This window comes from Solwaraspora sp. WMMD791 (assembly GCF_029581195.1).
GTDB lineage: Bacteria > Actinomycetota > Actinomycetes > Mycobacteriales > Micromonosporaceae > Micromonospora_E.
The window spans coordinates 753,584-766,047 of the sequence record NZ_CP120737.1 but is presented as its reverse complement, the minus strand read 5'-3'; the positions used below and the strand labels follow the sequence as shown (position 1 = coordinate 766,047).

General features: G+C 69.4%; 9 protein-coding genes and 1 riboswitch. Of the genes, 1 reads left to right on the top strand and 8 read right to left on the bottom strand.

Translation table 11 applies throughout. The features are described 5' to 3' along the window. Nucleotides 1-133: 133 nt before the first annotated feature. Entirely contained in the window at nucleotides 134-1,072 is a 939-nt protein-coding gene (locus O7623_RS03270; protein ID WP_282227098.1) for a cyclase family protein, read from the bottom strand. Nucleotide 1,073: 1 nt separating this feature from the next. Then, nucleotides 1,074-2,231 (bottom strand): epoxide hydrolase family protein, encoded by a 1,158-nt coding sequence (locus O7623_RS03265; protein ID WP_282227097.1) that lies wholly within the window; start codon nucleotides 2,229-2,231, stop codon nucleotides 1,074-1,076. Between the two features lie 191 nt (nucleotides 2,232-2,422). Between O7623_RS03265 and O7623_RS03260 the strand changes: the two genes are divergently transcribed. Then, entirely contained in the window at nucleotides 2,423-2,758 is a 336-nt protein-coding gene (locus tag O7623_RS03260) for a YciI family protein (protein ID WP_282227096.1), read from the top strand. A gap of 102 nt (nucleotides 2,759-2,860) precedes the next feature. Here O7623_RS03260 and O7623_RS03255 read toward each other — a convergent pair whose 3' ends face one another. From O7623_RS03255 to metE, 6 genes are all read right to left on the bottom strand, one after another. Continuing rightward, nucleotides 2,861-4,645, bottom strand: coding sequence for an ABC transporter ATP-binding protein (locus O7623_RS03255; protein WP_282227095.1), 1,785 nt, complete (start codon nucleotides 4,643-4,645; stop codon nucleotides 2,861-2,863). Then, the gene (locus O7623_RS03250; RefSeq protein WP_282227094.1) at nucleotides 4,642-6,519 is read right to left on the bottom strand and encodes an ABC transporter ATP-binding protein; all 1,878 of its coding nucleotides are present in this window, start codon (nucleotides 6,517-6,519) and stop codon (nucleotides 4,642-4,644) included. Before O7623_RS03250 ends, O7623_RS03255 begins: the two co-directional genes overlap by 4 nt. Nucleotides 6,520-6,637: 118 nt before the next feature. Next, nucleotides 6,638-6,790: a hypothetical protein gene (locus O7623_RS03245; protein ID WP_282227093.1), complete on the bottom strand. Its 153-nt coding sequence runs from the start codon at nucleotides 6,788-6,790 to the stop codon at nucleotides 6,638-6,640. Nucleotides 6,791-7,475: 685 nt separating this feature from the next. Continuing rightward, a complete protein-coding gene (locus O7623_RS03240; RefSeq protein WP_282227092.1) occupies nucleotides 7,476-8,765 on the bottom strand; it encodes an RNA polymerase sigma factor in 1,290 nt (429 codons plus the stop codon). 190 nt (nucleotides 8,766-8,955) lie between these two features. Further along, on the bottom strand, nucleotides 8,956-9,267 hold the full coding sequence (locus O7623_RS03235) for a hypothetical protein (protein ID WP_282227091.1): 312 nt from the start codon (nucleotides 9,265-9,267) through the stop codon (nucleotides 8,956-8,958). 608 nt (nucleotides 9,268-9,875) lie between these two features. Beyond that, entirely contained in the window at nucleotides 9,876-12,113 is a 2,238-nt protein-coding gene (gene metE / locus O7623_RS03230) for a 5-methyltetrahydropteroyltriglutamate--homocysteine S-methyltransferase (RefSeq protein ID WP_282227090.1), read from the bottom strand. A 115-nt stretch (nucleotides 12,114-12,228) separates the two neighbouring features. Then, nucleotides 12,229-12,446, bottom strand: a riboswitch (cobalamin riboswitch). Nucleotides 12,447-12,464: the final 18 nt, after the last annotated feature.

Below are 12,464 nucleotides of genomic sequence, written 5' to 3'. Positions count from 1 at the left end.
AACCTGTAGGCGGAATGGGATCCGGGCTCCTCGGACGATGGTCGAGGAGCCCGGATTCTGTTCGCCCGAGGCGGCACTGGGACAGGATTTAGCCGCTCCGCAGAGAGACTCACAGAGCGGCCCGGTCGAGTGGCTACTTGATCGCCAGCGGGTTGATCGGCGACGCCACCGCCCGGCTCACCTTCAGCGGAGGTGCCACGAAGAAGAACTCCCAGACACCGTCGTTCTCACAGTCGGCCGCGAGTTCCTCGAAGTCCAGGATCTCCCCGAGCGTCATGCCCATGTCCCGGATGAGAACCATGTGGACGGTCAGCAGCGCGTCAGGGTTCTCGCCCGGAAGCACCTCGATGGCCCAGTTGTCCGAGCAGACCGCGGCGACGTCGCGGTCACGCAGCCAGGCGCAGCACATCTGGCCGAGGCCGGGCTCACCCGCCATGAACGCGTTCCGGTCGCCGTCCCGCAGGAACTTGCGGCGCCAGCCGGTACGGAACAACAGGATGTCGCCCGGGCCGACCTCGACGCCGCCCTGCCGCGCGGCCGCCTCGTCGAGATCCTCAGGAGTGATGACGGTGCCGCTTTCCAGCCAGTCGACGCCCTTCAGCGCCGCGATGTCCAGCAGCACGCCACGGCCGGCAATTCCCGGGCTCTGCTTGTCGATTGCGCAGTGTGCGGCGCCCCTGACGGTCACACCGCCGGCCGGGAAGCCGTTGTACATCCGGTCGTCGTAGTACACGTGCGACAGCGCGTCCCACTGTGATGAGCCCTGCAGCGCCATGAAGATGTAGTCGTCGGCGAACCGGAACCCGCCCGGGAACACCTGCTCGGCACCGGTCTCCGACATCAGGTGGACGGGATTGATCCGTCCGCCGCCCGGCTGCGGCCCGTTCTCGTCGAACGGGATGCCAAGGTCGAACACCTTGCCCCGCCGGACCAGGCCGGCCGCTGCCACCAGCCGCTCCGGCGTGATCAGGTTGGTGGTGCCGCGCTGGTCGTCGGGGCCCCAGCGGCCCCAGTTGCTCAGCCGCGCGCCGAGCGCCCGGAAGTCCTCTGTCGTGGCCGGCTGCTGGGTCATGTCATTCCTTGATCAGTCGGCGGAACGCCCGGACGTCCTCGATGAACAGGTCCGGCTCCTCCAGGGCGGCGAAGTTGCCGCCCCGGTCGAACTCGTTCCAGTGCACGATCGACGGGAAGTCCCGATCGGCGAAGCGCCGGATCGGCACGAACGGTGCGTGCGGGAAGACCGCCACACCGAGCGGCGCCTTGATCGCCGGGTACCGGCCCGTGGACACGTTGATCGGCAGGTTCTCGGCGATCTCGTAGTAGAACTGGGCGGAGGAGCCAGCCGTGCCGGTGAACCAGTAGATGCTCGCGATGGCTAGGAGGCGGTCGCGGTTCACCGCGTCCTCGGGAACGCTCGCCGAGTCCGTCCAGTCCTTGTACTTCTCGACGATCCAGGCAAGCTGCCCGATCGGCGAGTCGGTCAGCGCGTACGCCACCGTGTGCGGCCGGGTCGCCTGGAGCTTCATCGATCCGGCGAGCTCCCGGACGAACCGGGCCGACCGCGCCAGCCGGGCCCGGTCCTCGTCGTCGAGGTTGTCGAGCTCGCCCGGATCGCCGCTGGGCGGGGTAGGCAGCGTGTTGAGGTGCACCCCGGCCACGTGCTCCTCGTCGACGCCGGCGAGAGTGAGCGACACACCGGTGCCGAAGTCGGCGGCCTGAGCCAGGTAGCGGTCGTATCCGAGCCGGCGCATCAGCTCCGCCCACGCCTGGGCTGTGCGCAGGTTGTTCCAGCCGACGTTCGGGTTGGGCCCGGAGAAGCCGAAACCAGGTAACGAGGGCATCACGAGGTGGAACGCGTCTGCCGGGTCGCCGCCGTGGGCCCGGGGATCGGTCAGCGGTCCGATGACGTCCAGGAACTCCACGACCGAGCCGGGCCAGCCGTGCGTCATGATCATCGGCATCGCGCCCGGCTCAGGCGAACGCACGTGCATGAAGTAGATGGTCGTACCGTCGAAGTCGGCGGTGTACTGGGGGTACCCGTTCAAGCAGGCCTCGACGGCACGCCAGTCGAAGTCGGTGCGCCAGTAATTGACCAGGTTCTTGAGGTAGCTCGCCGGCACGCCACGCTTCCAGCCGACGTCTGGCAGCTTCTCCGGCCAGCGGGCCTCAGCCAACCGGCGACTGAGATCCTTCAGCTGCATCTCGGGTATCTGTACGCGAAACGGCTGCATACAGTGATGATCGGCGCGACACGCAGCAGGCTGCATCTCTTCCCTTGCCGTTGCCCGCGTCGGTGCTCGGACCCAGTTCAGCGTGAGCGGGCATTCCCGTGACCAACTCACGACGAAAACTCGCCGCTGCTGTCCATCCGCGACCTCGCCGGCCGTCGTACCGTGAGAGATGGATGCCGGGAGGAGAACCGATGAAATATCTCATGCTGGTCTGTGTCGACGAGTCGCTGGTCTTGCCGCCGGAGGATGCGGCGGTATCCGATTGTCCCGGGCAGTGGGCGGAGGTGGCCGGACGCAACGTCTGGCTATCCGGCAGTCAACTGCAGGGGGTCAGCGATGCCACCACGGTACGGGTCCGCAACAGCGAGGTGCTGATAGCGGACGGCCCGTTCACCGAGACCAAGGAGCAGATCGCCGGCTTCGACATCATCGAGTGTGCCGACCTCGACGAGGCGATCGAGGTGGCGTCCAAGCATCCGGTCGCCCGGTACGGCGTGCTGGAGCTGCGGCCCTTCCGGCAGGGGTGAGCCAGCCCTCGACCGCGGTGCGATTGAGGGCTGGCTCCGGCAGCGCACTGACCCGTCACGGGTCGGGTGCGCTCTGCTCGACACATCCCCGCCTTCCCACGTCTACCGGTAGGCCTGGGCCTGAAGGCTGAACAGATCGGCGTAAAGCGCGCCGCGTCGCATCAGCTCATCGTGACTGCCGGCCTCGACCACCCGGCCGCCGCGCAACACGATGATCAGATCCGCCATGCGTACCGTCGAGAAGCGGTGCGAGACGAACAGGGTGATGGCCCCGGTACTGGCCCGCAGCTGCGCGGCCTGCCGGGCGTACGACTCGAACAACCGATGCTCGGCCAGCGGATCCAGCGCCGACGTGGGTTCGTCGAGCACCAGCAGCAACGGCTTCTGGCGCATGAGCGCCCGGCCCAGCGCGAGCTTCTGCCACTGACCACCGGAGAGCTCGGCACCCTCGGTGTAGCTCTTGCCAAGCTGGGTGTGCAGTCCGTGCTCCAGCCGCTCCAGGACGTCGCTGCCCTGCGCCCGATCCAGCGCCTCGATGACCGCGCCGTCGTCTCCCATCCGGGTCACGTCGCCGAGACCCACCACCTGGCCCGCGAGCAGTTCGAAGCGGACGAAGTCCTGGAAGGCCGCCGACAGATGTCTACGCCATGACTCGGCCGGAATCCGGCGCAGGTCGGTGCCATCGACCAGAATCTGCCCGCTGGTCGGCCGGTACAGGCCACAGAGCAGCTTGACCAGCGTGGTCTTGCCGGCGCCGTTCTCGCCGACGATGGCCACGCTGGCCCCGGCCGGCAGGCTCAGCGACACGCCGGTCAGCACCGCTTCGCTGGTGCCCGGATAGGTGAAGTCCACGTCCCGAAGCTCGATCCCGGTGGTCAGCCGAGCCGGCGGCTCCTGGTCGACCGGCACCGGGTGGTCGACCGCGACCAGGTTCCGCACGGAATCCAGGCGGCGCAGCATGCTGCCCATCCGCTGCAGGTTGGCGAGCAGCGTGACCGCCACGGTGACCTGCTGGTTGACCTGGGTCGCGAGGACGATGACGAGGACCACGTCGCCGATCGTGCGGCGGCCGGTGATGGCCTCCCGCACGACCAGCAACACCGCGCCGACGTAGGCCAGGCCGAACATCACCTGCCCGAGGGTCCGGACCACGGATGCCACCCCGTACGACCGGACCAGCCCCCGGCTCGCCCGGTCCCATTCCCGCAGGTGCCGCCGGCGCAGCTCGTCGCGGAGCCGGAAGACCCGCAGCTCGCCGGCGAACCGGGCCGAGGTGGACAGCCGGAACAGGTTGAGGGCGATCCGGGTCGGCTCGGCGGTTTCGGTCTTGGCCCGGTCGATCCGCGACTCGGCCCAGCGCCCGCAGATCAGCGGCGGCACCGCCGCGAGCGGCAGTAGCAGCAGAATCGGGTTCAGGCCGGCCAGCAGGATCGCGGTGAATATCACGGCCAGGGTCAGGCCTAGCATCCCGAACAGCGACTCCAGTGCACCGATCAGCCCACGGCTCTCCCGGTGCAGCACCGTCAGTTCGTCGGCGTACTCGGCGCGTTCCTGGTGTTCGATCCCCTCGGAGCCGTTGGTGAGCAGGATCAGATCCCGCACCACTTCGAGCTCGGCCAGTTCGGCCAGTTCCTGGTAGAAGATGTACGAGAAGTGCGCAAAGGTAAGGCTCACGACGGCCAGGACCGCCACCGCGACGCCGTACCAGACGGCCGCGCCGGCCTGTCCGGAGATGACCGCGTCGGTCATCATTCCCAGCACCAGAGCCAGCATCGGGCCGCTCACGGTACCGGCCACCATCAGGCCCGTCGCAGCGATGGTCTTGCGGCGGTTCGCCCGCCAGGCCATCGCCAGCAGCCGCCAGGACCCGCTCAACGTCGTCCTCATGCCACCCTCGCCGTCTGGTCGGTGAACCGGTCGGCCTGCAACCGGAACAGTCGTGCGTACTCGCCGTTCTGGGCCATCAGCTCGTCGTGGCTGCCCTGCTCAGCCACCCGCCCGCCGTCGAGTACCACGATTCGATCGGCCTGCCGCACCGTGGAGAACCGGTGCGAGATCAACAACGTTGTGGCACCCTCCGTGAGCTGGGTGAACTCCCGGAAGAAGCCGGCCTCGGCGCGGACGTCCAGGCTGGCTGTGGGCTCGTCGAGCACCAGGATCGAGGCACCGTGGCGCAGGCCGAACAGCGCCCGAGCCAACGCGATCCGCTGCCACTGCCCCCCGGACAGGTCGGCGCCGTCCACGAGGTGCCGGGCCAACAGGGTCTCCATGCCGCGCGGCAGCGTGTCGAGCATCTCGTGCAGGTTCACCGCCTCGATCGCGGACCGGATCCCGGCCCGGTCGTCCAGGTGCTCCACCGCGCCGAAGCCGACGTTGTCGGCGGCCGACACCTCGAACCGGGCGAACTCCTGGAAGGTGACCCCGAGCCGGGCCCGCCACTCGTGCAGTTCGTATGAGCGGATGTCGACGCCGTCCAGCCGGATCGTGCCCGAGGTCGGCTCGTACAACCGGGCGAGCAGCTTGACCAGGGTGGTCTTGCCGGCGCCGTTCACGCCGACCAGGGCCGTACACTGACCGATCGGGATGGTGAGGTCCAGGTTCTCGAAGATCATCCGGTCGTCCCCCGGATAGTGGAAGCTCACCTGGTCGAAGTGGATCGCCCCGGTCGGCGGGGCGGGCGGCGCCGCGACGTCCCGCACAGCCTGCCCGGCGTACTCGGCGACTCCCTCGCGGAAGAGCTTGACCTTCTGGTAGGCATGCATGCCGAGGGCGGTCTGCAGGTCCGACTCCGGCCAGTACTCGCCCAGCCGCAGCGCGCCGAGTGCCGCCTGCATGACCATCGCGAACCCGGCCAGGGTCAGCCCGGCCGTCGCATCCGTCGCGGCCCGGCCCGCGAAGGCGAACACCGCGCCGGTGATGACCAGACCAACAACCGTGACCCGGATGAACTGCCACAGATAGATCCGCCGGCGCGCCTCCCACACCAGCACCAGCCATTCGAGGAAGCTGTGACGCCAGAAATCCACGAAGAAGTTGTGCAGCCCGAAGACGCGCATCTCCTTGGCCGAACCCGCCGCAGTGGCCACCTCACGCAGGTAGTCGTTCCTCAGCTCCTGCGGGTCGAGCAGGAACCGCTCCTCGGCGAACTTCCGCAGGCCACCCCGCTGTCCGTAACGCTGCAGCACCACGGCAGCGGCCAGCGCCGCCGCAGCGGGCCACGACAGCACCACGCCGACCACCACGGCGTACCCGGCCAACTGTGTGTAGCGCCCGATCAGGGCGAGTAGGCCGGCTACGGCCTCGCCAGGGCTGAACAGCCAGTTCTCCAGCTCCCGGGCGGCCACCCGAAGGTGCTCCACCAGGCTCGGGTCCTCCAAGGGGCCGACACCCGCAGTCCTGGTCGCGATCGACATGAGCTCGTCGCTGACCAGGCCGTCGATGCGCCGCGCCACGAGCTTGCCGAGCAGTTCCTGCACCGGCGCGATGATCTGCTGTCCGACGAACGCCGCCGCGGCCAGTAGGAAGGCGGTCACCAGGTCGTCCCACTCTGGCGATCCCAGGCCGGCGATGACCGCGGCCGGCACCTTGCCGAGCAGGATCGAGGAGGCCACCACGAACGCTGGCGGCAACAGCCCAGCGACCAGGTTGACCAGCACGATGGTGACGATCATCGGGGCGCCGGCGCGACCGGCCAGCCGGGCGATCTCCAGCCGGTCCCGGGTCAGCCGGACCAGGGTCTGCAGGCGGGTCTCCGGCGTCATCGCGTCCCTCCTGCGACGACGGCGCAGCTGAGCAGGGTCCTGCGGTGGCAGTTCGGAATGATGACGCTGCACGTGTACTGACCTGTCACCGGTCCTCCAGTTCGGAGATCGTGGGTATTCAGGAGAACGACGAACGCGGAGCCCGCAAATGGACAACTGGATCCGCCCATCCCGGAACGGACCCGGAGCGGGCCTCCTCGTCGAAGCGCGGGAACAGGTCCGGACGGGCGTAGGGGTAGAGGGCGAGCAGGCTCAGCCGGTTGCCGGTCACGGAAACGACGTCGCCCCTGCGGTCTGGGTTTCTCCGCCCGTGGGTCAATAGCGGCCGTGGGTGGTCGCGTGGATGCTGTCGTGGATCTCCGAGACCAAGTCCTGCGCCCGGCGGCAGTAGGCGCCGCCATGACCACCGCGCTGACCGGGCCCGGGGCCGAGGGCGCGGATGCCTGGTCGGGTACGCCCGGACGCCGGCGTCGCCGAGCCGGCGGAAGGCGGGGCGGATGTGCGCCTCGTCGGTCGTTCCATCGGGGACCGACAGCATGAAATGCGCCGACACGGCAAGGTCCTTCTCGACATCCCCGATACCGCAGCAGCCCGTCGGCGTGCATCGGTGTACCGCAGAAACGGACCACGCCCGCCCGCTCGTCGCCGGTCAGCCGCAGGGCGGAATTGCGCTGGTGGTACTCGGCGCTGTTGGGGATGATGAGCTCGACAGCGTCAGGCATCGGCACAGTTTCTTCGATATCGCGAATGGCGGGAACGGGGCGCGTCCACGCCGAGTGCGGTGTGCCCGTGACAGGCCGCCGCCTCATCATGTGCCGGGCCGTACCAGCGGGTCATCTTCGACACTGCGCAGAAGGCGGCTTCTCCCCCGCCCGCCAACGCCATCAACCATTCATGGGGCGCGATGCGCGCCGCCCCGGTGCCGATCGGCGGGGCCATCGGCGGCATGCCGGCGCTCAGGGGCCAGGCGTCCACGCCCCCGTCCCGGCCCTGGTCATCTCGTCCATCCGACGGCTCAGGTAACGGCGCTCAGCCTCATTGCCGGTGAGCCCGAGCGCACGCCGGTAACTCGCGGCGGCGTCTCCCCGGCGGCCGAGGCGGCGCAGTAGGTCGGCGCGCAGCGCCGGCAACAAGTGATAGTCGCGCAGCTGGCCGGAGTCGTCCAGGTCATCGACCAGCCGCAGGGCCGTCTCCGGGCCATCGACCATGGCTACCGCGACCGCCCGGTTCAGCGCCACCACCGGTGAGGGGGTCAGCTCTGCGAGGCGTCCGTACAGGGCGACTATCCGCGCCCAGTCGGTGTCCGCGGCACAGGCCGCCTCGGCGTGACAGGCCGCGATGGCGGCTTGGACCTGGTATGGGCCGATCCGCTGGCTGCCCAGCCCGTCTAGTAGGCCGATCGCCTCGTCGATCTCCACCCGGTCCCAGAGCGAACGGTCCTGGTTCTCCAGGGTGATCAGGTCACCGTCGGCGTCGACCCGCGCCCGGCGCCGGGAGTGCTGCAAGAGCATGAGTGCGAGCAGCCCGGCCGCCTCGGGCTCGCCGGGCAACAACCCGACCAGCGCCCGGGTCAGCCGGATCGCGTCCATGCACAGCCCGTCACGGGCCAGCTCCGCGCCGCCGGACGACGCGTAGCCCTCGTTGAACAACAGGTAGAGCACCGCCAGCACCCCAGACGTACGCTCCGGCAGCAGGTTCGGCGGCGGCACCCGGAAGGGTATCGCCGCGTTGGCGATCTTCCGCTTCGCACGGACCAGGCGCTTGGCCATGGTCGGCACGGGCAACAGGAACGCGCGGGCGATCTCCGCGGTCGTCAGGCCCGCCAAAGTACGCAGGGTGAGCGCCACCCTGGCCTCCAGCGGCAGCGCCGGATGGCAGCAGGTGAACATGAGGCGAAGACGATCGTCCTGGATCTCTGCCCCCGCGTCGTCGGCGTCGTCGGAGCCGGTGTCAACGGCCAGGGCGGCGAGCTCCCGCAGCTTGCTGCTCTCCGTGGTCGCGCGCCGCAACCGGTCGTAGGCCCGGTTGCGGGCCACCGTCATGAGCCAGGCGCCAGGACGGCGCGGCACCCCGGATTCGGGCCAGGTACGCAGTGCCTCCACAAAGGCGTCCTGGGTGCAGTCCTCGGCCAGGTCCCAGTCACCGGTCAGCCGGATCAGCGCCGCGACGACTCGTCCCGACTCCTCCCGGAACGCACGGACGATGTCCTCCTGGTCCTCCGGGCCCAAGATGGTCGGCCGCCCCATGAAGTTCCTTTCTCCCGAACTCCCGCCATAATGACAACTGGCACGGATCCGGACAAGGCCGGGCTACACACCGCAGGTGCCACCGGGCGGGCGGGTTACCGGGAGGCCGTGGCCCGTTCTCGGTCCGCGCGGCCGCGCCACTGCTGGTGCGTACGTGAATGCGAGACAGGACGTCGTACTCAACGCGCAATTAGGGAAACTCGTCCAGCAGCCGGAACAGGGTCTGCTTGGCCACCATGTCGTTCTCGGGCGTGAGGTTCCCGGGGTCGACGGCCAACTCCGGCAGAGCGAGTTCGAAAACAAGCGCCCACCACACGAGGTTGTCGCCACGGCCGGCCTGGGTGACGAGCCACTCGCGGAAGCCGCCCAGCAGCGAGCGGGCGTTGCCCTGATCGCAGCCCTCGACGTAGGCGACCGAGGTGGGGAGGTCGTCGCGCATCAGATACATCCGCGGGCGGACCGCCACGAGGGCGAACAGCTCGCGATAGCTGCCGATGGGCACCGTGAAGGTGTCGAGACCGAAACGCCGCCGTGATCAGCCGCCAGATCAACTGGATCGACGTCGGCGGCGTCGGACCTGGTTGGGTCTTGGTTGTGCTGCCCCTCGGACACCAGCACTGGTTGGTCAAGAGGCATCCAACCTGTCGTTCGTCAGGACACTGACCGAGAGGCCGGGTCCACCGAAGTACGCCGCGAACGCTGGACGTGACATGGTCGCTGCGGCTCTCCAGATTGGCCGGCTCGACGGAACCCGTCCCTTGATGCCAACGACGACCAGAGAGTAGGCGGCGAGTACGTTGCCGACGACCTGCACGGTAAACAGGATCGCCTCGACGAATCCACTATCCATTTGGTGGCCTCGCTTCGCGTTTGCTGGCTCCGACCGGGTGTCAAGGGGTGGAAGTAGGAACGCTACCGCGACGATATCGGGTGACGAGGTCGCCATCGGTGATGCCGTCCGCCGAACGAGCCGAAGTGTTCATCGAACCCTCCCCTGTCGATGCCGATCTCTTGCTATTGCAGCATGTCTGCAACTAGCGCCCGTGCGGTGCGCCGAGGTCACTGGCCTGGGCGGACACCTGTGCGGTGTCCGCCCAGGCACCGATCTCGTCAGTTCCCGCGCAGCTGGCCAGCGGCGGCGACCAGATGCCGCAGCGACGCCTCGACCTCGGCGTAGCCGCGGGTCTTCAGACCGCAGTCCGGGTTGACCCACAACCGCCCGGCCGGCACCGCCGCGCCCGCCCGACGCAGCGCCTCGACGACCTCACCGAGGGCCGGCACCCGGGGCGAGTGGATGTCCCACACCCCCGGTCCGACACCGCGCCGGTAACCGATCGCGGCAAGGTCGTCGAGGACCTCCATCTTCGACCGGGACGCCTCGATGCTGGTCACGTCCGCGTCGAGGGCGTCGATCGCGGTGATCACCTCGCCGAACTCGGAGTAGCACAGATGGGTGTGGATCTGGGTATCGTCGGCGACGCCGCTGGTGGCCAGCCGGAACGCCCCGACCGCCCAGTCCAGGTACGCCTGCTGGTCGGCCCGACGCGGCGGCAAGGTCTCCCGCAGCGCCGGCTCGTCGACCTGGATCACCCGGATCCCGGCGGCCTCCAGATCCTGGCACTCGTCGCGAAGGGCCAGCGCGACCTGGTCGGCGGTCTCCGCCAACGGCTGGTCGGTACGGACGAACGACCAGGCCAGGATCGTCACCGGACCGGTCAGCATCCCCTTGACCGGCCTGCTGGTGAGCGACTGGGCGTAGGTGGACCAGTCGACAGTCATCGGCGCTCTGCGGACCACGTCGCCGTAGATGATCGGCGGGCGGACACACCGGGAGCCGTACGACTGGACCCAGCCGTGCTCCGTGGCGGCGAAGCCGGTCAACTGTTCGCCGAAGTACTGCACCATGTCGTTGCGTTCGGGTTCGCCGTGCACCAGCACGTCCAGACCCAGCTGCTCCTGCAGCCCGACGACATGTGCGATCTCGGCGCGCATCCGCTGGGCATAGCCGGCGTCGTCGAGGCGGCCGGCACGGTGTGCGGCGCGGGCCCTACGCAACTCGTCGGTCTGCGGGAACGAACCGATCGTGGTGGTCGGCAACTCCGGCAGGCCCAGCCGCCGCTGCTGCGCGGCAGCCCGATCCGAGTAGTCGCCACGTCGACGGTCGGCGGGGCCGAGAGCGGCCAGCCGGGCACGTACGTCGTCGTGCCGCCACCCGCCCGGAGCCTCCGGCAGCGGCGCGGGCAGGGTGGCGACGCCGTCGCGCACCGCCCTGCCGAGCAGGACCACCTCGTCGACCTTCTGCCGAGCGAACGCCAGCCGGGTGGACAGCTCCGGGTCGAGTCCGACCTCGACCGAGAGATCCACCGGGACGTGCAGCAGGGAGCAGGAGCTGGCGACAGCGACGTGATCGGCAAGCCCGGCGACGGCCGCCCCCACGGCGTAGGCGGCACGCAGGTCCGTACGCCAGACGTTCCGCCCGTCCACCAGACCGGCCACGACCGTCCGGCCGCGCAGCGGACCGGCGGCGGCGAGCCGGTCGAGGTTGCCCGGCCCGGCCACCAGGTCCAGCCCGACAGCCTCCACCGGGGTGTCCAGCAGGGCGGGCAGGGCGTCGCCGAGTTCCCCGAAGTAGGTGGCCACGAAGATCCTCGGCCGATGGGTGGCAGCCCCGAGCCGGTCGTAGACGCGGCGCAGCGCGTCGACCTCGGCCGCGGTGCGGTCGGCCACGTACGCCGGTTCGTCCAGCTGCACCCAGGCCGCGCCCGCCGCCGCCAGCGCGGCGAGGATCTCGGCGTACACCTCGACCAGCTCGTCCAGGCGGGCGAACGGATCGTCCCCCTTGGCCAACAGCAGGAACGTGGCCGGCCCGACCAGCACAGGCCGGGTGGTGATGCCCAGTCGACGGGCTTCGGCGTACTCGCCCAGTGCCTTGGCCGGGTTCGCCCGGAAGGCGAGGCCCGGGTCGATCTCCGGCACCAGGTAGTGATAGTTCGTGTCGAACCACTTCGTCAGCTCCAACGCCGGCTCGGCGTCGACCCCGCGTGCCATCGCGAAGTAGGTGTCCAACTCACCGAGCCCGAGCCGGGCGAACCGGGCGGGGACCGCGCCGACGGCGACAGCGGTGTCGAGCATGTGGTCGTAGTAGGAGAACGTGTTCGACGGGATCGCGCCGAGTCGGGCGTCGGCCAACGTCCGCCAGACCTCGGCCCGCAGCCCAGCAGCGATCTCCTCCAACGACGCGGCGTCGATGCCGCCGGCCCAGTACGCCTCGACAGCCCTCTTCAACTCGCGATTCGCGCCGATGCGCGGATAGCCGAGCACAGTGCTCTGGCCGAATGCGGTGGTCACCAATGGGTCCTTCCCTCGAAGTGCCCGACGGACACGGGAGGGGAGGAAGGCAGGTCGCGGCACGGCACCGACTTCCGCCCAGACCCTCCCGAGAGGCCGCCGGCGGCGCACACCGGGCGGTGTACGCAGCGCTGGCAGGTCTTCGGACTCGCGGGCGTGACACGTCGGTCGCCTACTGGCCGTCGCTTCCCGGACCTTGCGGTCCAGTGCTTCGTTGACGGCGGTCGTTCCCACTCACCGCTGCGGGGCAGTCCCGGACTCGCACCGGGTTCCCTCTTACGACGCCCCACCCCGGCCTGCGGGATGGAACGAACCAGCACCGCCCGCCATCGTACGGGCCGGGCGTCGCCC